Origin of the sequence: Haloarcula japonica DSM 6131, assembly GCF_000336635.1 — an archaeon.
GTDB lineage: Archaea > Halobacteriota > Halobacteria > Halobacteriales > Haloarculaceae > Haloarcula > Haloarcula japonica.
In genome coordinates this window covers 148,750-171,621 of the sequence record NZ_AOLY01000042.1, presented here as the reverse complement: position 1 = coordinate 171,621, position 22,872 = coordinate 148,750, and the positions used below count along the sequence as shown (strand labels likewise).

The window sequence follows — 22,872 nt, the reverse complement described above, 5'->3', positions numbered from 1 at the left end:
GTTTAGGAATTATTACACTGCATACGAGGGGCGATGGCGAACGCTGTGCAGTAAGCCAAAGTGGAAAAGAAAGCTCTCTCGGTGGAGATATGCTCGGAATATCAGCAAAATCAAGACGGGTGTATTTAGCTCGAACTCAGTCGGTCGCTCCAGCTTCCGCTCGTAACTGCGACAGCAAGGACAACGGTGCCGACCACAGCAATAAGCGCTCGGCCGCCGAACCCCAGCGACATTCCGGCGAGCGACGCGAGCGTGTTGGTCAACAGGAACAGCACGACGACGGGGAGCACCCAGCTAACGGTCAGCAGCCACGGTCTGGCTACCCATTCGAAGCGATCGGTTCCAGCGCGGAACTCCGCCAGCGCTTCCCCGCGCAGCAGCCAGCCCACGATAACAGTGAATGCGAACAGCCCGACGGTCAGCATGAGATCTGCGAGCGTGCCGGAGACGAACTGGAACACCGGGCTCGTGAGTGCCAGCCCGCTCCCAGTGACCGCAAGCAGGACTGTGACCAGCACCGTTGCACGGCGTCGCGGGACGCCGAAACTGTCGACGAGTGTGGCGACCGGCGTTTCGAGCAGACTGATACCGCTGGTCACCGCGGCCATCAAAACGGTCGCGAAGAACGCCGTCGCGACGAGTTCCCCGCCCGGAAGCGTCGCAAATGCCGTCGCGAGGGCGACGAACAACGCGCCAGGACCGCCCTGTCCGGGGTCGACACCCTGGGAAAACAGCAGCGGAATGACGACCAAGCCGGCGAGGACACCGATGAACGTGTTCGAGACAGCGATGACCAGCGTATCTCGCGGAAGGGATGCGTTGTCGTCGAGATACGAGGCGTACGTCAGCATTACCCCAGCGCCAAGCGAGAGAGTGAACAGCGCCTGGCCCGCCGCTGGCCCGATAACGCTCAGGAAGTTGGCAGCGAGATAGTCGGCGTCGAAGCTGAGATAGAACGCGTAGCCGGCGGCCGTACCCGGCTGGGTGGCCGTCCATACCGCGAGGCCGAGCAGGATTAGTACGACGCCAGGCAGCATCACCTTCGAGACGCGTTCGATGCCGTGGCTCACGCCGAAGAAGACAATCGCGGCGACGATACCGAGGAACAGCAGGTGAAAGGCGACCGCTTCGAGGCCGAAGCTCATCGCCCCGAAGTACTGCTGGGGCTGCCCGAAGTACGTCCCGACTGGCGAGACCAGCGTGTAGCGAAGGATCCACCCGCCGACGACGGAGTAGAACGAAAGGATGACGAGCGTCGTGAGGACGTTGAACGCACCCAGCCATGATCCCCAGCGGGAGCCGGTAAGCGAGCGCAACGCTGCGGTTGGTGTCTGTCGCCCGCACCGGCCGAGGACGAACTCAGCAAGCAGCCCCGGGACGCCGATTCCGACGACGACGAGCAGGTAGACGAGGAGGAACGCGCTGCCACCGTTCCCGGCAGTGAGCCACGGGAACCGCCAGATGTTCCCGAGGCCCGCCGCACCACCGACGGCGGCAAGTACAAAGCCGAGGTTCGATATCCATGAGTCACGATCGGACATTCGTGTTCACCTCTGTCCATTGGGGATTCAAACCTGTGTTGATTCGATCCCTTGCGTGTAATTAGGAAGGAGTTAGCCATCCAACAGTCTTGCCCGCACACGGACTGCCGTGCGTGGTTACTCAACCGACCGCCGGAAATTGGATGCTCGTCGCGGGAAAACAGCGACAGTAATCCACCGCAGACTGGGTCCCCGTGGCGCTAGCCACGGAGTTCCGTGAGAGCACTCACACCCCCTCCCGCTCGGCCTCACAGATACCCAGCGAATTCTGGCCGACCTTCAGCCGGTGATGACGGCCACAGTCGACAATAGTGAGATGGGAATAGACAAGATGACGCCGTTCGTCCCGTTGGGAGCGGTGCTGGCCGCCGATCGTGAACGCGCAGGGCAACGCCTGTTCGCCAGTTGACGACCGGTTCACGACGGCGGAACCCCTTGAAACGCAGAGGCTCCGCGTTAGACTCGGCCATAGCAAAAATGACGTGACCAGTAGCCAGTTCTGTTATTCGGCACTCGCAACGAGCAGGAACGTCTCCGGTCGCACCGCCTCGAACTCGATCGTGAATCCGTGCTGCCGGAGCGCGTCCGTGGCCTCGGCAGCGGAAAACCGCTCGTCGATGGGCGGACCGTTGCGACCACTGCCGGACGCCGCCCAATCGGCGATGGCGAACGTCCCGCCGGGCGTGAGCACCCGTGCAACCTCGCTCAGCGCCTCGCCGCTAGCGAATTCGTGGTACGTCATCGTCGAGAACGCCCCGTCGAGACTGCCGGTATCGAATGGAAGGTCGTCGATCCCGCTTGTCACGAGGGCGACGTTGTCAGGGACGCCTTTTTGGCGGTAGTAGTCGTGCATCGCTTCCTGGACATCCACAGCGTACACTTGTTCGACGGCGGGTGCAACATCGTCGGTGTAGAAGCCGGTCCCGCTCCCGAGGTCTGCGACCGTCTCGTCACGCTCAGGCGATAGCGCCCAGCGGAGCTCTTCGGCGGAGAGGGAGCGGTACCGTTGCTGTGCGTCCTCGAGCTTGTCGGCCCGGCCGGCGTCGAATGTGTGATACCCCATGTTAGAGGTTCTGGAACGCCTCGTCAACGAGTTCACCGGTATCGGCGACGATATCTGCCATCTCCTCGTTGTCGGGTGCCATCCCGACGAGGCGGGCGATACGCATAATCGAGACGTGATAGACGCGCTGTTGTCCGGGTTCTTCTTCCCAAATGACGACGTTACAAGCCATGAGCGCACCGAGTTTGTTGTCCGTCGCGTCGAGGGCACGGTCAGCGACCTCTGGGTTACAGGCCCCCAATACGTAGTAGGGGTCACGATCCGCGTCGACCTTCTCGTTGAGCATTTCGGAGGGCGAGAATTCGACAGGGACGCCGAATCCGGCGTCGGTGAACACGTCCCGGACGTGTTCGATCGCGTCTTCGTGACTCATTTCGAGCGTTGCCTGTTGTTCGCCGATGTCTTCAGGGTCGATCTGGCTCGGGTCGATTGGGAGTACCATTCGTGTGTTGTATTGTACCTACAGAACAAAGTCTCTTCGGATACATTGTCGAATGAACGGAGAGATATTTCGAGTTCCGGATCGAGCGGTCGGGTCGGTACTCGTCGATATCGCAACTGTAGCGCGTCGGCCGAGTATGTTTTGTTATGTGGTACTTCGGAAGAGATGTGGCTATCTAATGGCCAGTGAAGTACACCATTACCGAGCACTGACACAGGTACTGAGCCGAATCCATCTGTGAAATCCCACACAATAGGTAACACCGACTTGGTGTCATATATGAGACTGTCCGACCTCAGTTACCGTTTGAGAGAACCATCGGCCGTGACGCCGGGGATGGGAATCGACTGCTGGTCGAGTTCCAGTTTTGGGTCTCGTATGGACTCCCTCAGTGCAAGGCATTATTGCACAGAGTCTGCAAAATAGATGGGTCAATCCGGTCCGAGTGGGGGAGTGAGGACTGACGAGTTAGCGGAGATCAGATGATAAAAACTGGATGAGCTTCGTACCCGAGATGAACCGGGTAGTGCCAACGAATCTGAATCAAGAAACCTCTCCGAACCGATTACGGTCGATGGAAAAGCCGGGTTGTCCGATACGGCTACCGATCACGACGTGGTTCTGGTCGACTTCTACGCCGACTGGTGTGGGCCGTGCCAGATGCTTGAACCCGTCGTCGAAACCGTCACCGCTGAGACCGCTGCGAAAGTGGCGAAGATTGACGTCGACGCGAACCAGAAGCTCGCCACCGAGTACGGCGTTCGAGGTGTCCCGACGCTGCTTCTGTTTACCAACGGGGAGCTGGTCGAACGACTCGTCGGACTGCAGGACGAAGCACAATTGCGTTCCGTAATCGAAGAATACGCGTGATTCGATGGTAGCAAGTTCACCTGGGAGAAGCGGAGGCAAATCCCGTCTCACAAGCTTAGAGGACCCGTAGCGGTTCATCAGGACTCCGTTCAGTAGTTTTTCCTCAGCGCTTCCCTCCACAGGCAGGCTCCACGTATAATACTGGATAGTATTGTAATATCCACAGAATATTTTTGCACATACTGATTCAATCAAATAGTTGTCCGCCGGGGCTGCCTGCACGCGATTAGTCGTTTCAGACGAGAAGTTGAATGTCGGCCTCAGCCATGTCCTGAAGTGCTGTCGCAGCGCCGACACCGGTGGTAACGCCATCGTAGAAGTCAGCCTCGTCGTAGTCCATCAGGCCGATAGTCATCTGGCAGGCCTGAAACTCAACGCCCATGTCGAGGCTCGTCTCCAGCAACTCCTCGATTGTCGCAGTATCGTTGTCCGCGATTTTCTTCTCCATCATTTTCGTCGTCACACGGTCCATGCCGGGAATCGCGGCGACCGCGTTCGGCATCGGCATGTTCGGGTTGCCGACGGAGCTCAGTTTGAGGTTTTTCGAGCGTTCCTCGTGAAGGATGTCCAGCCCCCAGAACGTGTGGAAGACCGTCACCTCGTACCCGAACGCAGCGGCGGTGCTAGCGAGGATGAGCGGCGGGTACGCCATATCGAGTGTGCCCTTCGTCGCGATGATGCTCATCTTCTTCGTGTCGTCCTCGGTCGTGGCCTCGGCGAGCGCCTCTTCCAGTTCGTCGACGCGGGCAGCCAGCTCCGTACGCGATGGCGGCTCATCGGAGGGCGCATCGTCGGATGGCGCGTCTGGTGTGTCCGTGCTCATCGTTACGCGGTCTTGCGGACGTAGTGCCTGTACACGTCGTCGCCCTCCTCCTGGTCAACGAGCTTAACGCCCTCGGTGCCGGCGGCCCAGCCGTCGATATCGCTCATGCTTCCCGGGTCGGTCGCCAGCACTTCGAGGACGTCGCCAGCGTCGAGGTCATCGGTAGCCGACTTCGTTTTCACCACTGGCATGGGACACGATGCACCTTTCACGTCGAGCGTCTCCGCGATGTCAAATTCAGCGTTCATTGGTTATTTGCTCCGTTAGATTGTCTTGGAGCTATCGCACAATACCACCTAGTCAAGTAAAAGATTGTTGGCTATTGGGCAGTATGCAAACAACTGTCCGCTCACGTATCTGTTTAAACGTGCTTTTTAGACCTTTTTTGAGGTATATTGGACTCCTATATAAATTAGACCGGTGGATAGTATTGTTTAGAATGTGAATTACCATGCAAATGCTTTTGTGTATCCGTCCGGTAGAAATGAGTGTACAACATGAACGCTGACGACTTTCCGACGCCAGACATCGACGTTGAATCGGTAGCTCCAGAATCGCTCAAAGACCGTATCGACGCCGGCGAGGACGTGACGCTTCTCGACACTCGTATGCAATCGGACTACGACGAGTGGCGTATCGGCGGTGAGACCGTCACCTCATTCAACGTCCCGTACTTCGAGTTCCTCGAGGACGACATCGACGACGTCCTCGAACGGGTCCCTGACGACCGCGAAGTGACTGTCCTGTGTGCGAAAGGCGGCGCAAGCGAGTATGTCGCGGGTACGCTCGCAGAACATGGTTACGACGTCAACCATCTCGAAGACGGCATGAACGGGTGGGCAAGTATCTACGAGGCCGTCGAGGTCGAACGCTACGACGGTGCCGGTACACTCCTGCAGTACCAGCGGCCGTCCTCGGGCTGTCTCGGCTATCTCCTGTACAACGACGGTGAGGCCGCTATCATCGACCCGCTGCGGGCGTTCACTGACCGCTACCTCGAAGACACCGCCGACCTCGGCGTCGACCTGCAGTACGCGCTCGATACGCACATCCACGCCGATCACATCTCCGGCGTTCGCAACCTCGACGCGGAAGGCGTCGAGGGCGTCATTCCAGAGGCCGCCGTCGACCGCGGCGTCACCTACGCCGCGGAGCAAAGCTCCACGAGCCCTGCCTCGCAAGCTCGGCAGGACGCTGACCTGACGACCGCCGAAGACGGCGACACGTTCGATGTCGGCGACGCGACTATCGAGACAGTCTCCACGCCCGGCCATACGACCGGGATGACCTCCTACCTTGTCGACGGGAGCCTGCTCGCAACGGGCGACGGGCTCCTCATCGAGAGCGTCGCTCGCCCCGACCTCGAAGAGGGCGACGAGGGCGCGCCCGAAGCCGCACGCATGCTCTACGAGTCGCTTCAAGAGCGCGTGCTACCCCTGCCCGACGACACGCTCGTCGGCGGTGCGCACTTCAGCGACGCCGCCGAACCCGCCGAGGACGGCACCTTTACCGCACCAATCGGTGAGCTCGTCGAAGAAATGGACGCGCTCACCATGGACGAGGACGCGTTCGTCGAGCTCGTCCTCTCAGATATGCCGCCGCGACCGGCCAACTACGAGGAGATCATCGCGACGAACCTCGGGCAGAACGCCGTCGACGACGAGGAAGCGTTCACGCTGGAACTCGGGCCGAACAACTGCGCCGCTAGCCAGGAATCCCTTGCGGGTGACTAACCACGCCAATGGTGATTGAGGCACTCCCACTGCAGGTAACCGCCGAACTGTTTCCGAACGGCATCAGTCGCTACGCCGTCGGTGGCCTGCTAGTCGGGCTCGGGACTGTCGTCATCTATCTCGGCACCGGCATCAGCGCCGGCGCGAGTACGTTCCTGGAGTCGACGCTGTCGTACGTCTCGGACCGGTCCCGGTTCCAGCAGTACGTCAGTTCCCGTGACTGGCGCGTCGTGTTCACGCTCGGTATCATCCTCGGGGCAGCCGTGTACGCGGTCGTCTATCAGGGCGGCGCATGGACCACGGACGTCCAGCCGTGGCGACTCCTCCTCGGTGGGTTATTCGTCGGTATCGGAACACGCGTCGGGAAGGGCTGTACGTCGGGCCACGGCGTCTGTGGCGTCGGCTCAGCGTCGAAAACGTCGATCATCGGCGTCCTGACGTTCCTCGCAGTCGCCATCATCACTGCACAGCTGGTTTCCGCATTGGGGGTGAGTCCGTGAGCTTCGCGAGTCGAGCGGAGCGAGAGTCTCGAAACGAGCAGACGGGAGCGACCGGAGGGAGCGACACGTGAGCGACGACCGCCACCCCGCATTCATGCCGCTGATTCTCGTCGGCGGCCTCGTCTTCGGGTTCGGACTCGCGTACAGCCAGATGGCGCGCCCGGAAGTCGTTCTGGATTTCCTCCAGTTCGAGGACTTCGGGCTGGTGTTCGTGATGTTCGGCGGGGCTGCCGTGACGGGGGTGACCTTCTTCCTCGCGCCCCGCCTCCTCGGCCGCGCGCCGCTGACCGGAGACACCTTTGAACGGCGTCTGAAGTCCTTCGACCGGAACGTCCTGATCGGTGGTGCCATTTTCGGCGTCGGCTGGGGGCTGTCCGGCATCTGTCCGGGGGCTGCCTACGCGAGCCTCGGTATCGGCAACGTCACTATCCTCTGGGCGCTCACTGGGATGTTTCTCGGGGCATATCTCCAGGGCTACTGGCGAACCCGGATCGAGACACGCGATATAACCGCGACGGGTGCAGACTAGCCATTCGGTGTGGTCTGTAGCGGATATGTTATGAACGCACACATCCGTCCTCCAGAGGGCAGATTTTACCGGGTCGTGCGTGCATTTGTGTGAACCGTACACAAGTCTTATTACCGCGTAGCGGCTACGAGGAGGTGATAACGATGCCAGATTCGATGTCTGAACAGCTCCGCCGGGATATGCAGTGTGAGGGGCTGTTGGAATGTTTCCACGGGCTCAAAGAACTCGACAAAGAGTGCTTTCGGGCGCTCGTCGAGGCTGACGAACCACTGACCGTCGACGAACTCGCCGACGCGGTCGACCGCGAGCGCTCGACTGCATATCGCGCCGTCCAGCGGCTCCTCCAGACGGGGTTCATCGAGAAGGACCAGATCAACTACGACCAGGGCGGCTACTACCACGTCTACTCGCCGACGGACCCGTCACAGATCGCAGACGAGATGCAGCGGATGCTCAACGACTGGTACGCGAAGATGGGCCAACTGATTCAAGAGTTCGAGAACAAGTATGAACAGTCCGACACTTCAGCCCCCACTGCCGAAAGTTAAGACGCCTTCTTCTCTCAATTACCCTCTGTCACTCCCGTACCGAGCGGATTTCTGATGTGGTCGGATGGGTGTCACTATTTTTCGCAGATGGGTGATATTGTATGGTTGTTGTATCACGGCGACGTGCTGGAGACCATCGAGTTCGACGTCGACATCCGCCGGAGACTGCGCCGAAGACAGCCACGCCGTGACCGGCAAATCTGATTGGGTGCCGTTCGGACTGACCGCGACCCGGGCCGGTCGCGCAATCGGGCAGACCGTCGCCGGTTTCTCGTCTATGACATCGACACCCAGTTTGAGTGGCAGAGCGTTCTGCTTGCCGGCGATATCAGTAGTGTGCCGAAGGACAGAGCCTGTCCGAAAAACATCGCCTGATGGCGTGAAATCTCGATAGTCAATATTCCATCATATCGGTAATTATTACTAGCTCAAACCCGNAGAGCCTGTCCGAAAAACATCGCCTGATGGCGTGAAATCTCGATAGTCAATATTCCATCATATCGGTAATTATTACTAGCTCAAACCCGTATACAGCAACGGAACTAGCAGATGAGCTATAATTTTATTAGATATAATCAAGATCAACAGCACCTCCTTCCAAAGGACCTCTCGGAATGGGTTGAGGAAGACAGCCTGGAGAGATTCGTTTCTGACACGATTGATTTTCTCGACAGCGAAGGGAGACTGGAGCCATTCTATCCGGATCCACAGCAGGACGGCCGCGGGCGGCCGTCCTACCACCCTGTGATGTTATTGAAAATCCTCGTCTTCGGCTATTCGATTGGTGTCCGGAGTTCGCGCAAATTAGATCGGTTGCTCGAACGTGATATCGCGTTCCGGTATCTGGCTGCGAACCAGCAGCCAGATTTCCGGACGATCAGTGATTTTCGGAAAGACCACCGAGAGGACTTCAAGCACCTCTTTGAGGAGATTCTTCGTCTCTGCCGTGAGGCTGGCCTCGCTGATCTTGAGGAAGTATCGGTCGACGGACGACGTGTTCAGGGGGACGCTGCGGTTGACGCAAACAAGACACGTGAGCAGCTGCAAGCAGAGATAGAGAACATCCTCGAGGAGGCAGAAGCGGTTGACGAGGCTGAGGATGAGGGGTACGGTCCAGAAGAGCGTGGGGACGAGCTCCCGGAGAAGCTCCGGGAGCACGAGGACCGGCTTGAACGACTGCAGGAGGCCAAAGCGAAGCTTGACAAACAAGAACAACAGCGCAAGGAAGAGCAAGCCCGGAAGATTCGTGAGCGAGAGAAGGAAGAAACAGAGATGGGGCGGAAAAAACGAGGCCGGAAGCCCAACCCTCCGGAGGAGGTTGAGCTTCCGGACGACAAGAAAGCGAACACGACTGATCCAGAAAGTCAGCTCCTCAAGACTCGTAACGGCTGGAAACAGGGATACAATAGCCAAGCGATGGTTGATTGCGCTCATCAGATAATCGTTGCACAGGACATTACGACCGACGCAAACGATGTTCAGCAACTTGACCCAATGCTCGCAGAGTGCGAGGAAACCAACGGACAACGTCCTGAGAAACTAATCGGCGACGCTGGTTACTGGAGCCAAGCCAACGCCCAATTAGCTGATGAGCAAACCGAGTTGTTCATCGCCACGACCAAAGAGTGGAAACGACGGAAGGAACTCCGGGAGATGGATCCGCCTCGCGGGCGGATCCCGAACTCCTACGGACCGAAAGAGCGCATGGAGCGGAAACTTAGAACACAACGTGGCAGAGACATCTATAGCAAACGTGGTCAGACTGTTGAGGCAGTCTTTGGACAGCATGTTACACGCGGATGCGATCGGTTCCTCTTGCGTGGGCGGAAGGGGGCACAGGCAGAGTGGTCACTGTTCTCAGCGACACATAACCTCTTGAAGCTGTGGCGGTCCGGCCAAGAGCCGGACAGCCACTCAGTGGCAGAGACGATAGCGGGGTAATTCCCATCGGTGTTTGTTTTCTGAAACTCGCATTGTGGCCATTCTGTTTGCTGGTCAACTACATCTAATGAGATTCTCGGACAGGCTCNATTCCCATCGGTGTTTGTTTTCTGAAACTCGCATTGTGGCCATTCTGTTTGCTGGTCAACTACATCTAATGAGATTCTCGGACAGGCTCAAGAAGTAACCGCAAAACAGATGAATCTTCCAGAGCGAATATTTACAATTGGTGGAGCAGGAAAAGAAATTGGACTTACTATACTTGAAACAGAGTGGATTGTTAAAGGTATCCTGAAACCACGACCAAACCCACAGTCGCTGACGGTTACAATAATTGATAGTGCAGAGGGTGAGGAAAACAGCGACCGTCAGAGGGTTGCTCAGGTCAAGAAGCGCATTGACGAATTAGAAGAGAATTTGCGTGACCCAGACGTGGGTCGGACCGGATCGATTGACGTTGAGTATAAATTGGTCACAGAAGACATCCAGCTTAATTCAAGTATTGATCTAATGGGAGAGGCTGCTGTTCCACGGATCACATCCGGGAACGGTATGGATGAAGAGAATTGGTGGCTCGAAGACGAATACATAAACGAAAACCTTGATTTTGCAAAGGGTGTCGTCCGGAAACGTGGCCTCGGAAAGGCAATATACTACAAGGCATACGCTGAAGACGACTCGATTAATTCCTATATCGACCTCCCTGAGAAGGGTAAAGTCGCTGTCTTGGCGGGCCTAGGCGGTGGCACCGGATCCGGAATCCTTCTGGATCTTGTCCAACATCTCAAGAAACGTCAGAGGACTGCAGAGGTTACCTTATTCGGTATTCTACCCAATCATACTGAGGGAATGGAAGAGAATACGAATGCCTTCGCAGCCCTCTCAGAGCTTGAGTATGCGAGCCTTCAGAACGAGCAGTTGTTCAAGGACATGGTACTCATCCCGATCGATCCGACTGGTTGGGGGGGTAAGACCGGGGATAGGATCCAAACTGACCAATTCTTAGAAGAACTAGACCAAGCGATTGCGTATCTAATATCCTCGTACTACAATACACAAAATCTTGAAGATCCGTTCGCAAATACCCCGACGTATGCTCCGTTCACAATTGGAATCCCACAAATCCTTCGCTACCGGGTAGAGGCAATAAACGAAGCTCGGGATACCATGCGGGAATTGCTAAACACCAAAGAGGAGGGACTTGAAAAAGAGGAGGAGATCTATGATTCGATAGAACGGTTCCTCACAGCACATTTCGATATCGATGTCGAAGCCGGTGTCACCGAACTTGACGAGGCAGACCTTCGTGATCGGTTTGAGCAAGCAGAAGAACTCACTGAGTTCGAATTATTCAACGAACTCAACTATGAGTCAGTAAATATTTTCCAAGAGATCCTGACCGATGCTAAGAGCGAGGGGGATTCCCTAACTGATCAAATTTCACTGACCGTCGCTTCAATGCGAGCAGTCGATACATCCGGAGACGAAGTCGGCACATTCGTAGACAATATTGACGAGCATCTGGCAGGAATTCTCGAAAAAGAATTTCAGCTATTGGGTCGGCGCAAAGATATTATGGATCGGCGGAAGGCCATCGATGACAGCCGAATCCGGGGTGCAATCGAGTTCCTCATAAACTCCGATGATGACTCAACGGGCCCAGGCGTGAAACTCAATCGACTGGAGACCAAACTGGAGGACTTGGAGTCTCAACAGGAGCGCATTGAGGGTGACTTAGCGGAAACAGAGGAAGAATTAGCGGACGTTCGCGAGGAGATGTCCGAACAAGTAGAGAAGCTCTTGGCTGATTGGGAACAAGATGTTACTCCCAAACTTGAGGAATTAGACAACTGTGATGTCGAGAGCGTTGAAGCCGAGGTCAGGAATCTGAAGACCGAACTAGAACGGTTCTCTAGCCGGGTAATCAATGCGGAAACTCCGGACGAGGTGGAAAACGTCAGTAAATCAGATATCACTGACACCACCGAACGGCTTGATTCGATGTTGGATGCCGCGGGGATCGTGTTTGACGAGACGCGCCGTGACATCCAGAGTTCTCTAACAGAACTAAAGCGGGCCCGCACAGCCTTTATTAAGATGAATCGGGAGGAAAGTACATTAGAGAGTATTACCCCATGGGAAAGCTCCACAGAAGAGGACCGCCAAGAGGGGCATAAGGATTTCCGCGTCCAGAAGAGCAAACTCAACGAACACGGTGTATTCACTGTTGGGCCCCCGTCAGGAGATTTCAGCGCAGATGTAGGGTTTGATGGGCAGTCCATCATCCGGGAACTATCTCAACGTCGTGATGAGATTGAAGCCGACATCATAGACGCGCTCAAAACCAGGGTTGATACCATCTCGGAGGGCCATATCCGGTCGATTCGATCGAGGCTGGAAGACGATGTTACGGTGGCGGACTTAGAGCCGATAGCTGAAGAAGCGTTCTGGGATGATGTTGGCGAGACGGATGATCTCGAACAACACAAGGAAGATCTTGAGGTCGAACTTGAATCAGTCAAATCTGAGATTGACCTCTATGAGCCCACTATCGAACTCTTCCAGAGTCTGAGTAGTCGCCACGACAAGTGGACTAAGAGCATTCAGTCGTTCAACAGCAAACGGAATCAGTACGATGAAGAGTCTGATACCAATACTCGACTGGATGAAGATTACGTCTACATCAATCAAATAAAGCCAAATGACGTGTTCAGAGCGACGGGTAATTCGGATATCGCTGCGAGCGACATCTCCAGCAGTCAAGCTGAGAAGCAACGAATACAGAATGGGCTAGAAGAGCTTGCAAGGAATGCGCGGAAACAGCAGTACTCTGGACTGCAACGCCGGAAACTAAGTCAGGGGCGGAATCGCTATGATGAGACCAAGGTCCGGGTAGCAATACTCAGCCGTGCAGTGGACCAGTTGGATAGTGACATCCTAGACTTCAAAGAGCTATTCAGCAATGCCTTTGACCTGGGTGCTAGCGGAACTGCCGTCGACAGCCCCTATACGAGCTGGAAACGCGATATTGGAGGGCCATGGGATATCGGGCTCAGCGTATTCATAAGTGGAGTCTTCCTTGATAATATCCGGAAGGTTGTCCAGCCTGATGGGTACTTCTCAGGGTATGAACACAAGATGGAGACAACCGACAATATCTTGATTCACCATAGCTATGGGCTGGAAGACGGGTACTACATTCGGCGAAATGACACTCTCAACATGGAGAATGAAGCCGATGTGGGCTTCTATCTTCGTGAAGAATCGGAGATTGTCGAAGACCTCCTGAGTGAGTACCTCGAAAAAATTGAGCACTCTGAACAATAATGGCAAATATTATTGAATGGCTGCAGGACAATAACGAAAAAGCCCTGCTGCTGGTGTACTTTGGCCTTATTCTGGGGCTGAGCATCCCTGTCGCCAAAATGGTTGAGCAGGGATATGCAAACGGTAATTTGGTCCGTTCAGTAGTCCGCTTACAATTACTGGTTGGAATTACTCAGGTGAGCGTTATCGGACTTGGGTTCTTCCTCGGATTACTGGTGTTAATGACGGTCGACCACAAGAAACGAATCCAAGCAATGTTGCTTTGGATTGGGGTTCTCATCTCATTAGTTATCATCACGGCACAAGGCTTCGGACCGGGTCCCAGTGATATAGCAAACAATATCGTTTGGTTGTTGGGGAGTCTGTTGGCTGGCTTTATATTCGGTGGTGGGACAAAGCTATTCGACACGGATGAATTACAAACGCTGGAATTTAGACGGGCGGCAGAGAGTATTTACTTCCTTCTGCTGATAGTTGTCGGGTTGACCTTCCTGGAATATCACATCCAGTATCCAGAAATTTTCGCCGTTTCGTCCAGTGGCGTGGTTATTCAGTCCATTGAGGGCCTATCTGTCTCGCTAAATAGAACTAATCTTGTTTCTAACACGGTCACATCAGGCCTATTCCTGCTTGTGGTGAGTAGGTTTATCCAGTATGATGCGAACAAGGATTTCTTCATACTGGGTGCTCCGGCATCGGGGAAAAGTCTCTTTCTAATCGGTGCATATCTGGAAGCTCTTGGTCGATTTCAGTCGGGTGATGATAAGACGCCTCTGAATCCCAGTGAAGACTTAATTTCGATGATAGAAGCTCTCGACCGGCAGACCGAGGGCTGGATTGTGGAAGCGACAGGCCGTGGTGAATTGAATACGCTAGAATTCCAGTATGTCCAGGGATCAGTGTTCCCAACGAATATCAAACTATCAGGAAATGACTATGCAGGCGAGTATCTTGATAGACTGCCTGACGCCATTACTGGGGCCACCGATGAAGAAGACATGGATACAACGCTTACCCGGCTATCAGAAGGGGTGAAAGAAGCGGATACACTCCTCTTGATGATTGATTGTGAACGGTTCACGAATGACGAACCATTAGACATCTCCCCGTACTTCAGCATCCTACAGGCCGCGGATGATAAAGAAGTCATACTGATAGCTACGAAAGCCGATAACTTGGCCGATGAATTTGAAGAGCAGCAGGGATTGGAGCCTCATCAATACTTTGACGAATTCCAAGATTATGTCAACCAGCGGCTCAGACAGAACGAGAATATCAGTGCTCTGCTCGCACAGACAGGGAATACGGAGATTCTGCCGGTCTATTACCAGACAACAACTAATGAACAAGGAAACAAGATCCCAATGCGAGATCAAGGGTCGGTATTAACGGTTGGCTTTGGTCGACTCCTTGACAGACTGGGGAGGAGCTAACATGGCAGAGTTGACTATATACGACTCCCAAGGGTCACCAATTGAAGATGAAGCTGGCCCAACCAACGAGCGGATTAAAGATTTCTTCTTTGACGGCGTTCGGTTCGCTATTGACAGGAGCCGGAAAGAAATCGTGATTTTCTTTCGGGCTAGAGACAACAAAACAAGCCGGTCAGAACAGTATTATGCTCTCTTTCAATATTCGACTCGATCTGAAATCGGGAATATTGTGTCAGCGGTAGAAGACCGCATTGAAAACAGGTATAACAAATTCCTCGATACCTCCAACGAGGATACAAAGTTCTTTGAGTTGCTCTCAAGCAGTGGCTCGGGTGTATCGTTGGGGGATCCCAGTACGATACAAGACATCAAGGATCTCCTATCAGACTACAAACGAGTGACTCTAGGTGTTGGACAATACAGCGAAGCCTACGAACTCTTTAGCGAACTTTGGGGGAATGACGGCTGTAACAAAATTGCTGTCAGTGAAAACGCCAATGGTCAGTCAGTTTCTTCTCATGACCTAGTAATTGAGAAAGGGAATTACAGCAGATTAAAATTAATAGGAGACACAAAAGATGATGTCGAAGCGCTTCGCGAACAACGACGTGTTGATCTAACAGGGGCAGAACCACCCTCGGACGACTCCGACACAAAGAAACGGCTGATACTTATCGGCTGCGTGAGCGGCATAGGTATTATTATTCTCTCTCTCATAGCAATGTATTCTGGCTGTCTTATATTTGATATGACAGCTCCAGGTACGGGTCGACTCCCATACACAGACAGCTGTGCTCAAACAAACCCAGAGTTAACCGATATTAAGGCAGGAACCACGGATACGAATGAACTCCAGATTGCGGGGAACATCAGCGGTGATACTCCCCAAAGAAATGTTTCCCTTGAGATTGTGGTAAATGGGACCAATGGGTCAGTCTATAACCAGAATCGCACTACTACCCTCTCAAAAACTGGTTCATTTAGATTCCGAATCCCATTCAATCAGTTTAATTCCAGTGAACCAGGAGCCTATTCTGCTCAAGTTAGATACAACGGTAACTCTAAATCAGGGAGATTTGCCATAGGTACTACAAGCACACCGTCCTCTGATAAGGGGACGCCCACGCCAACACCAACCGAAACGACTACCGCCACACCAACTGCAACGGCTACCGCTACTCCAACACCCACGCCAACTGCAACAGCTGCTCCCACTCCAGATACTTCCAACAGTACTGGGTAGTGAGAGATTGAGAAGTGAGCAGGCCGTGGCGAGGTCCAGTGGTACTCGCAGGCGTAGTCAGAGGACGTTGGAAGCGTACACAAGGACGTTAGCAGAACAGGCGTACCACTCTTTCCGTCAGGCGGTTCGAGATGTTATTTTCAGCCACGTGGGGGCAAGGCAGCCGATGTGCTGTTGGGTGTGTTCCGCTGCTTCAAAAGCAGCAAGCAGTATTGAGCGACAGATGCTGAGCTACATGAAAGTTTGCTCAACAACCCAAAGTAACGGTGGTTCCAGAAGCGCTTACATTCAACTATATGATTAGTGAACCTATAGTACCAGTGGAAGTATTGACCACCTCGACTTAGATTTTGTGGAGTGGGAAGCGACACCGCGACTGTTGTTGAAGCTGAGTATTCAACTGTATCTGGCTGGATTGTCGCTTTCGAATACTGTTTTCATTCTTGATATATTCTGTGTCAAACGCGCTCGCTCAACTCTCCATAATTGGGTGAACAAGGCTGATTTACAGCCCGAAGATGGTCGGTAACCGGATCATATTGCGGTTGCTGAGACCGTGATCCAACTCAATGATGAACAGTACTGGCTGTACGCTGTCGTCGATACTCAAACGAACGAATGGCTTCATACAAAGCTTAGACCGACCATAACGACAGTTTTTGCTCACTCTTTTCTCACCGAATTTAACGAGAAACACGACGTTGACGATGCCGTATTTCTCGTCAATGACTCCAAATCGGTACAACCCGAGTGCTACCAACATAGATACGATATCGAATACGAAAAACAGGGAAGTCGGAACGCTGCCGAACGTATATCCAGAGAAGTAAAACGGCGAATTATCTATTTCTCAAACTATTTCAGCAACACTGAAGCAGAAACAGCCGACGATTGGCTCAGGTTATTCAGTTTTGCATGGAAGCAGCTAATCTGAACACGATAGCCACAAAAACGTATTACGTTTTGATTGTTAGTTATTAAATATCGTGTCATTCAAGAGCACGTGTCTATCAGAATTATCAGTCCAAGAGACTCTTGTGGGGATGCCGTCAATCTCTTCGAGCACACCTGCCTAATCGGTGAGGGGAGTCAACAAATTGAGCGGTTCCGTTAAATCAATTCTTCAAGCGAACCATACATTCACAGGCAGCACTGCACCCGATGGATACCACTCTCATACAAATATAGGAGCGGTCGGTTTTGGTATTTGTTTGGTCTCCAGTTCCGATGGGGGAGTCACGCCTTTAGCGCTGGACTGACCCAATATCATCACAATCGTATAAATTATGTATTCTGGGGCATTCAAGTCATTCTATGGGTGCGATAATAGTCGTATTAGATAGTGCTAACCCGAATGAACAGTTACTCAATGCAGCAAAAACGTATACCACAGGTACTGACACAGAGGTCCTGTTGTGTCGAGTAGTTGACCGAGATCAGTATCAAGATGAGGTTCTGACCAATGCTGAAGCCAGGAAACGTGGTGATAGTATCGAAGAAATAGAGTCCAAAGCTGAGGCTGAGGCCACCGAGATCGGTAAAGAGTACTTTGGTGATGACGTTCAGTATACACCAATCGGGGTTATCGGCACGATACCTGAGGATATTCTAGATATTGCCGAGGAGTGGGATAGTACCCACATCTTTGCTACTGGCAAAAAACGGTCTCCAACCGGGAAGATGCTCTTTGGTGATCAGGCACAAAAACTGGTACTGGATTTCGATGGGCCCGTTACGATTATCACAGAACCTGCTGGATGAGCGGTCTTGCTTACACCGTGACGCTCAGCTATTAGCAAGCCAATCACTGGAGGTCGAGGGACGCTCGTTTTCCAGAAACGCCTCTCTAACGACTCCTCTGACTTACTTAACATACACTTTCCGCTGCTATTCGTTTTACTACCTTTACTGTCAGATTGTGCAAACCGCGCAAAGCTTAAATATTTGTTCGTCAATTTCGAACTATGCGAACGTGTGTTCTCTCCGATGTTGGGGAGCTGAGCGTAGTCGAACGGGAACAGCCGAGTCTCGATCCAGATGAAGTACTCGTCCGTATCAGCCGTGTTGGTATTTGTGGCTCTGATCTCCACTATTACCAACATGGAGAAAATAGCGGCAACGTCGTTGACTTCCCACACGTGCTGGGACACGAATCTTCGGGGACTGTTGTAGAGGTCGGAAGCGATGTATCGACTATTTCCGTCTCGGACCGAGTCGCGATTGAACCGGGTATTCCCTGCGGGGACTGTTCGTACTGCAACGGCGATAGTACGTACCACCTCTGTGAGCAGATGGAATATCTGTCCTCGCCACCGGTTGATGGGGCGCTAACGGAATACGTTGCATGGCCTGCTGACCTCGTCTATACACTTCCGGAGGGTGTCTCGCTTCGCGAAGGGGCACTTGCTGAACCTCTAAGTGTGGCCATTCATGCCTGTGACCGAGGTGATGTCTCAGACGGTGACACAGTCCTCGTCACAGGTGGTGGTCCCATCGGACAGCTCGTCTCGGAAGTCGCCCTTGACCGAGGCGCAGAGGTCATTCTGACGGATGTTGTCCCAGAAAAGCTGGAGTTGGCCGAGCAGCGAGGCGTCCAGCACACCATCGACGTTTCCTCTGCGGACCCAGTTGCCGCAATTGAAGAGTATGTCGATGGTCCCGGTGTCGATATCGTCTTGGAGAGTTCGGGAGCCAATAGTGCGATTGAACTGACAACTGAAACGGTCAAACGAGGGGGGAGCATCGTCTTTGTGGGGATTCCGATAGATGCGGACCTCCCAACAGATGTCGTCGGCCTGATTACCGATGAATACGACCTGCACGGGTCGTTCCGATTTAGCAATACGTACCCAGAGGCTATCGAAGGGATTCGAGCGGGTCGATACGATGTTGATAGCATTGTGAGTTTCGAGCAGTCGCTTGCCGAAACACAGGCGGCATTTGACCGGGCGATAGAACCAGAGAGTGTGAAAGGCGTTGTCCGTATCAGCGACGAGTCAGAGTGAACTGTCGTCGTAGCCACCGTCTATCTTCAGCGTTTCTCCTGTAGTGAACGAGGATGCATCGCTGGCGAGATAAACTGCTGCACCAGCGATTTCGTCTGGTTGTGCGACTCGTTCGAGCGGCGTTCGTTCGTCTATCTTCGCTCGGAGTTCCGTCCCCTCTTCGAAGGCATCGCCAGCCAGCGGTGTTTCGACAAATCCGGGCTCGATAGCGTTGACGCGAATTTCCGGGCCGAGGTCGGCGGCTGCCGAGCGGGTGAGGCCGTTGACACCACTTTTCGCGGCGCAGTATGCAGGTCGCTGTTCTCGGGCTTGCCCAGCCGACATGGACGAGATATTGATGATACTTCCCGACTCCATCTCGCGTCCGAACACCTGGCACGCACGGAAGACACCGGTGAGGTTGGTGTCGATATCGAGACCCCACTCGTCCATTTCCATCTCAGTGATCGGTGCCTTCCCGACGGAGCCAGCCGAGTTAACCAGGATATCGATGCCACCTAGCTCGGCAGTGGCCTCAGAGTAAAGCCGTTCGATGGATTCCATCTCGCGCACGTCACAGGTAACTTCCACCGTTTCCGCACCATGAGATCGCAGCTCCGCTGCCATTGATTCCACGGCCTCCTCGTCGCGGCTTGATGCGACGACATTTGCCCCATCGTTTGCGAATGCTAATGCGATGGCCCGACCGATACCACTTGTTCCACCGATAACCACTGCGTTCTTGTCTTCGACACTGACAGTAGGCGTCGCTGAGTCAGTCATACACTAACTCCAACTGGTGGCTACGTTCTTATTCTTACGGTTACCCCATCGCAGGGAGAGAAACAGCGCGAGGGACTCAGAGAAGTCCCATCGTTTCCGGGAGCCACAGAACGATAGCCGGGAACACAATTGCAAGTATGAGTGCCACGAGTAGTGGGATATAGAACGGAATCATGTTCCGAGTGATCCGTTCTAATGAGACGCCAGTAACGGCGTTAAGGACGAACAGAATGACGCCGAATGGCGGTGTTAGCAACCCAATCATCAACGTAATAATCATCACGACACCGAAGTGAATCGGGCTTATCGCTGTCTGTTCGATGACCGGCAGGAAGACCGGAGTGAGAATCGTAATTGCTGCGATAGTCTCCAGCATCAGGCCGACGATGAATAGCACGCCAGCGATCAACAGGAGGATGATTAGCGGATCGGTCGAGACTGTTGTGACCGCCTCTGCAAGGACCTCCGGAAGCTGTGCTCGCCTGATGAGGAACCCGTACAGGGCAGCGGCAGCGACAATGAACGTAAGCGAGGCAGTTCGAGTCATTCCATCGCTGAAAGATTCCACCAGTTCCTCAATGCTAAGCGAATTGTAGAAGAGTGTCCCGATGAGTAGCGTGTAGAATAGTGCGATCGCACCTGCCTCTGTGGCTGTAAATAATCCACCCAAGATACCGCCGATAATGAGAACTGGCGTTCCCAGCGCCGGGAGCGCACGGTATCCTGTTTTGGCGATTTCACCGAGGGACCACCAGTCACCGCGTTCATAGCCACGTTTGTTCGCGTAGATGGTACAGAGAACCATCAGGCCAACTCCCATGATGAGACCTGGAACGAGGCCAGCGATGAACAAGGTCCCAATAGAGACCTGTGCGATAACTCCATAGATGATAAGTGGCACACTCGGGGGGATAATCGGACCGATAATCGATGACGATCCCGTGACTGCAACACTGAATCCTTCATCATACCCCGCATCACGCATTGCTCGGTACTCGATGGCACCGAGCCCTGCTGCATCGGCCGCTGCCGTCCCGGTCATACCCGAGAAAATGATGCTCGCCACTATGTTTACGTGGGCCATCCCGCCTCGAATCGGCCCGACAATCGCTTTCGCGAAGTCAAAGATGACGTCGGTCAGCCCGAGTGAATTCATCAGTAGGCCGGTCTGGAGGAACAGTGGAATCGCCAGTAGGACGAATGAGTTGCTGCCACTGACCATCGTTTGGGCCACGAGTAGTGGTTCGAACGGAATGGATGTCGTCCACATTAGAATTAGGCTCGTCAGTCCCAGTCCGTAGACGACGGGGACTTCGATTAGATAGAGTCCAAGTAGTATCCCCACAAAGAGAGTAAGCAGAACGATATCTTCCATTACGCCGTCACCTCTGTTGTGCTGTACTTTTTACAGTCTCCACTGAGTTTCTCAATTATCATCTTCATTCCCCTGTTTGATATCTCCCACGAGATCATCCGGTGACATGACTACTGCCCACAGGTCACGGATACTGTAAATGGCAATGATGATGCCACCAATAACCACTGGAACGTATAGCCACGCCTGCGTGAACGGTGGATGTGTCGGCAACGCTCCGATGACAGAGCCCTGGTTCTGTCGATACAGCGGGTATGCTCCCGAAACGAGAACTGAAATAAATACCAGGACAAGTACCGACTGAAGCCCGGCAAGGACTCGTACCTTCGTGTCGGAAAGCCGTGATGACAGGAGGTCCAGTGAGATGTGCTCACGCTTGCCGCTTGCAACCGCGGCACCGATAAACGTGATATAGACGAGCAGCATCTGTGATAGATTGACAGTCCACGGCAGGCTACTGCCAATGATTGATCCGATCACCCATCGGGTCAGTATCTGCAACCCGACGACTAGTATCATCAGCGTGTACAGACACAGGGCTGTGATCTTGACAGCTCGGTCTAAGTACCGCATTGGTTCCGATTTACCACTATGCTCGACCATAGTTCAGTGTATCCAGCCCGCCTTTCAAATGTTTCGCACTTCTTCTAACGATGGGTTCCAACTCTCCTCGAACTGCGCACGGAGTGGGTCTTCGGCGGCCGCCAGCCACGCATCGCGGTCCGGTTCGACGAGTGTCATCCCCTCGCTTTCCAGTTCGTCAAGCGCCTGTGACTCGGATTCCTGGATATCGCTACTGAGATCCTGGATGCTCTGGGTCAAGGTGTCTCTGACGACGCTTTGGTCGCCATCCGACATCCCACTGAAGGTATCCGCATTGAGAGTAAACCACCCGGTTGAGGCCAGGTGTCGAGTCAGCGTATAGTGACTCTGCACCTCATGGAGCGACGCGGAAAGAACGGTTTCAGCTGGGTTCTCTTGCGACTTGACGACGCCTTGCTGAAGCGCGCTGTACAGTTCGTCGAAGGCCACTGTTGTGGGACTGGCGCCGATACCTTCCCAGATGTTCACCCACGGCGAGAGATCCGGCACACGGAGATTGACTCCCTGAATATCCTCGGGAGTCTCGAAGGCCTTGTTGCCGCTGGTGTGTCGGTAGCCACGATACACCGGTTGGTTGATCAGGAGTTGATTGCCCTCTTCACGCAGTTGCTCCCGACCGTCGTCTAGGTACTCTGTCTGGAATGCGCGCTTCTGTTGCTCCCAGTTCTCGAAGACGAACGGTGATTCGACCCAGAAGTTCTCGGGATCGTAGTCGATGACCCATCGAGTGCCGATGATGGTCCCGTCAATCGACCCGATACGGGTCTGCTCCATCACTTCTGATTCGCCGCCGAAGGCGGGCTCGATGGTTATCGAAACGCGATCTCCGGTCTCCTCTGCGACACTCTCCGCCCAGGAGTTCGCCATCTCGTTGATAACGTGTCCGCTTGGGAACACACTCCCGATGAGCATCTCGGTTTCCCCACCGGATCCTCCGTCGCTGGTCCCTGTCGTCCCGCTTCCGTCGGAGCTATCTCCACTACCGTCCCCGCCGTCACCGGAACAACCTGCCAGTGATGTGAGAGCGCCTGCGCCGCCCAATACAGCTGCCTGTTCGATGAAGTTTCGTCGGCTCTGCTGTGGCATACATACTCAAAACCAATACCCGACTACTTATATCTTTCCCAATAATAC

The 22,872-nt window shown here is 54.1% G+C and carries 20 protein-coding genes and 1 pseudogene; 12 read left to right on the top strand and 9 right to left on the bottom strand.

The genetic code is table 11. The features are described 5' to 3' along the window. Positions 1-125 precede the first annotated feature (125 nt). The 3 genes from C444_RS18830 to C444_RS18820 form a co-directional block, all read right to left on the bottom strand. Positions 126-1,541 carry a sodium-dependent transporter gene (locus tag C444_RS18830; protein WP_004594662.1) on the bottom strand — a complete coding sequence of 472 codons (1,416 nt, stop codon included), beginning with the start codon at positions 1,539-1,541 and terminating at the stop codon, positions 126-128. A gap of 502 nt (positions 1,542-2,043) precedes the next feature. Continuing rightward, entirely contained in the window at positions 2,044-2,604 is a 561-nt protein-coding gene (locus tag C444_RS18825) for a class I SAM-dependent methyltransferase (RefSeq protein WP_004594660.1), read from the bottom strand. A gap of 1 nt (position 2,605) precedes the next feature. Next, positions 2,606-3,046: a DUF302 domain-containing protein gene (locus C444_RS18820; RefSeq protein WP_004594659.1), complete on the bottom strand. Its 441-nt coding sequence runs from the start codon at positions 3,044-3,046 to the stop codon at positions 2,606-2,608. Positions 3,047-3,538: 492 nt separating this feature from the next. On the opposite strand from C444_RS18820, the gene trxA reads away from it, so the two are divergent. Continuing rightward, entirely contained in the window at positions 3,539-3,916 is a 378-nt protein-coding gene (gene trxA / locus C444_RS21905) for a thioredoxin (protein ID WP_204365970.1), read from the top strand. A 235-nt stretch (positions 3,917-4,151) separates the two neighbouring features. Here the strand turns inward: trxA and C444_RS18810 are convergent, their stop codons facing one another. Continuing rightward, on the bottom strand, positions 4,152-4,739 hold the full coding sequence (locus tag C444_RS18810) for a DsrE/DsrF/DrsH-like family protein (RefSeq protein ID WP_004594657.1): 588 nt from the start codon (positions 4,737-4,739) through the stop codon (positions 4,152-4,154). A 2-nt stretch (positions 4,740-4,741) separates the two neighbouring features. Continuing rightward, on the bottom strand, positions 4,742-4,987 hold the full coding sequence (locus tag C444_RS18805; RefSeq protein ID WP_004594656.1) for a sulfurtransferase TusA family protein: 246 nt from the start codon (positions 4,985-4,987) through the stop codon (positions 4,742-4,744). Positions 4,988-5,236: 249 nt separating this feature from the next. Between C444_RS18805 and C444_RS18800 the strand changes: the two genes are divergently transcribed. From C444_RS18800 to C444_RS18755, 11 genes and pseudogenes are all read left to right on the top strand, one after another. Beyond that, complete coding sequence (locus C444_RS18800) at positions 5,237-6,472, top strand: MBL fold metallo-hydrolase (RefSeq protein ID WP_004594655.1); 1,236 nt, start codon at positions 5,237-5,239, stop codon at positions 6,470-6,472. A gap of 8 nt (positions 6,473-6,480) precedes the next feature. After that, the gene (locus C444_RS18795) at positions 6,481-6,972 is read left to right on the top strand and encodes a YeeE/YedE family protein (protein ID WP_004594654.1); all 492 of its coding nucleotides are present in this window, start codon (positions 6,481-6,483) and stop codon (positions 6,970-6,972) included. Positions 6,973-7,039: 67 nt separating this feature from the next. Beyond that, complete coding sequence (locus tag C444_RS18790; protein ID WP_004594653.1) at positions 7,040-7,501, top strand: YeeE/YedE family protein; 462 nt, start codon at positions 7,040-7,042, stop codon at positions 7,499-7,501. A gap of 143 nt (positions 7,502-7,644) precedes the next feature. Beyond that, complete coding sequence (locus C444_RS18785; RefSeq protein ID WP_004594652.1) at positions 7,645-8,049, top strand: helix-turn-helix domain-containing protein; 405 nt, start codon at positions 7,645-7,647, stop codon at positions 8,047-8,049. A gap of 549 nt (positions 8,050-8,598) precedes the next feature. After that, on the top strand, positions 8,599-9,990 hold the full coding sequence (locus C444_RS18780) for an IS1182 family transposase (RefSeq protein WP_004594650.1): 1,392 nt from the start codon (positions 8,599-8,601) through the stop codon (positions 9,988-9,990). A 198-nt stretch (positions 9,991-10,188) separates the two neighbouring features. Continuing rightward, positions 10,189-13,317: a tubulin-like doman-containing protein gene (locus C444_RS18775; protein ID WP_004594649.1), complete on the top strand. Its 3,129-nt coding sequence runs from the start codon at positions 10,189-10,191 to the stop codon at positions 13,315-13,317. Beyond that, positions 13,317-14,750 carry a hypothetical protein gene (locus C444_RS18770; protein ID WP_004594648.1) on the top strand — a complete coding sequence of 478 codons (1,434 nt, stop codon included), beginning with the start codon at positions 13,317-13,319 and terminating at the stop codon, positions 14,748-14,750. The genes C444_RS18775 and C444_RS18770 overlap by 1 nt, the downstream gene beginning before the upstream one ends. Before the next feature lies 1 nt (position 14,751). Further along, positions 14,752-15,993, top strand: a complete 1,242-nt coding sequence (locus tag C444_RS22470; protein WP_004594647.1) for a hypothetical protein — start codon at positions 14,752-14,754, stop codon at positions 15,991-15,993. Between the two features lie 328 nt (positions 15,994-16,321). Beyond that, positions 16,322-16,927 (top strand): annotated as a pseudogene (locus C444_RS21470) (IS6 family transposase). A gap of 380 nt (positions 16,928-17,307) precedes the next feature. Continuing rightward, complete coding sequence (locus C444_RS18760; protein WP_004594644.1) at positions 17,308-17,754, top strand: universal stress protein; 447 nt, start codon at positions 17,308-17,310, stop codon at positions 17,752-17,754. Between the two features lie 203 nt (positions 17,755-17,957). Further along, positions 17,958-18,998 (top strand): NAD(P)-dependent alcohol dehydrogenase, encoded by a 1,041-nt coding sequence (locus C444_RS18755; protein WP_004594643.1) that lies wholly within the window; start codon positions 17,958-17,960, stop codon positions 18,996-18,998. Here C444_RS18755 and C444_RS18750 read toward each other — a convergent pair. The 4 genes from C444_RS18750 to C444_RS18735 all read right to left on the bottom strand — a co-directional run bounded on the left by C444_RS18750 (position 18,990) and on the right by C444_RS18735 (position 22,824). Further along, entirely contained in the window at positions 18,990-19,760 is a 771-nt protein-coding gene (locus tag C444_RS18750) for an SDR family NAD(P)-dependent oxidoreductase (protein ID WP_004594642.1), read from the bottom strand. The two genes, C444_RS18755 and C444_RS18750, sit on opposite strands and share 9 nt — an antisense overlap. A 76-nt stretch (positions 19,761-19,836) precedes the next feature. Then, positions 19,837-21,135 (bottom strand): TRAP transporter large permease, encoded by a 1,299-nt coding sequence (locus C444_RS18745; protein ID WP_004594640.1) that lies wholly within the window; start codon positions 21,133-21,135, stop codon positions 19,837-19,839. 51 nt (positions 21,136-21,186) lie between these two features. Then, entirely contained in the window at positions 21,187-21,738 is a 552-nt protein-coding gene (locus C444_RS18740) for a TRAP transporter small permease (protein ID WP_004594638.1), read from the bottom strand. A gap of 24 nt (positions 21,739-21,762) precedes the next feature. Further along, positions 21,763-22,824, bottom strand: coding sequence for a TRAP transporter substrate-binding protein (locus C444_RS18735; RefSeq protein WP_152420833.1), 1,062 nt, complete (start codon positions 22,822-22,824; stop codon positions 21,763-21,765). Positions 22,825-22,872 lie beyond the last annotated feature (48 nt).

Bases quoted from the DNA above. Each gene is read 5' to 3' on its own strand.
- C444_RS18830 (WP_004594662.1), bottom strand. From the start codon at position 1,541: ATGTCCGATCGTGACTCATGGATATCGAACCTCGGCTTTGTACTTGCC.
- C444_RS18825 (WP_004594660.1), bottom strand. From the start codon at position 2,604: ATGGGGTATCACACATTCGACGCCGGCCGGGCCGACAAGCTCGAGGAC.
- C444_RS18820 (WP_004594659.1), bottom strand. From the start codon at position 3,046: ATGGTACTCCCAATCGACCCGAGCCAGATCGACCCTGAAGACATCGGC.
- C444_RS18810 (WP_004594657.1), bottom strand. From the start codon at position 4,739: ATGAGCACGGACACACCAGACGCGCCATCCGACGATGCGCCCTCCGAT.
- C444_RS18805 (WP_004594656.1), bottom strand. From the start codon at position 4,987: ATGAACGCTGAATTTGACATCGCGGAGACGCTCGACGTGAAAGGTGCA.
- C444_RS18800 (WP_004594655.1), top strand. From the start codon at position 5,237: ATGAACGCTGACGACTTTCCGACGCCAGACATCGACGTTGAATCGGTA.
- C444_RS18795 (WP_004594654.1), top strand. From the start codon at position 6,481: ATGGTGATTGAGGCACTCCCACTGCAGGTAACCGCCGAACTGTTTCCG.
- C444_RS18785 (WP_004594652.1), top strand. From the start codon at position 7,645: ATGCCAGATTCGATGTCTGAACAGCTCCGCCGGGATATGCAGTGTGAG.
- C444_RS18780 (WP_004594650.1), top strand. From the start codon at position 8,599: ATGAGCTATAATTTTATTAGATATAATCAAGATCAACAGCACCTCCTT.
- C444_RS18775 (WP_004594649.1), top strand. From the start codon at position 10,189: ATGAATCTTCCAGAGCGAATATTTACAATTGGTGGAGCAGGAAAAGAA.
- C444_RS18770 (WP_004594648.1), top strand. From the start codon at position 13,317: ATGGCAAATATTATTGAATGGCTGCAGGACAATAACGAAAAAGCCCTG.
- C444_RS22470 (WP_004594647.1), top strand. From the start codon at position 14,752: ATGGCAGAGTTGACTATATACGACTCCCAAGGGTCACCAATTGAAGAT.
- C444_RS18760 (WP_004594644.1), top strand. From the start codon at position 17,308: ATGGGTGCGATAATAGTCGTATTAGATAGTGCTAACCCGAATGAACAG.
- C444_RS18755 (WP_004594643.1), top strand. From the start codon at position 17,958: ATGCGAACGTGTGTTCTCTCCGATGTTGGGGAGCTGAGCGTAGTCGAA.
- C444_RS18750 (WP_004594642.1), bottom strand. From the start codon at position 19,760: ATGACTGACTCAGCGACGCCTACTGTCAGTGTCGAAGACAAGAACGCA.
- C444_RS18745 (WP_004594640.1), bottom strand. From the start codon at position 21,135: ATGGAAGATATCGTTCTGCTTACTCTCTTTGTGGGGATACTACTTGGA.
- C444_RS18740 (WP_004594638.1), bottom strand. From the start codon at position 21,738: ATGGTCGAGCATAGTGGTAAATCGGAACCAATGCGGTACTTAGACCGA.
- C444_RS18735 (WP_152420833.1), bottom strand. From the start codon at position 22,824: ATGCCACAGCAGAGCCGACGAAACTTCATCGAACAGGCAGCTGTATTG.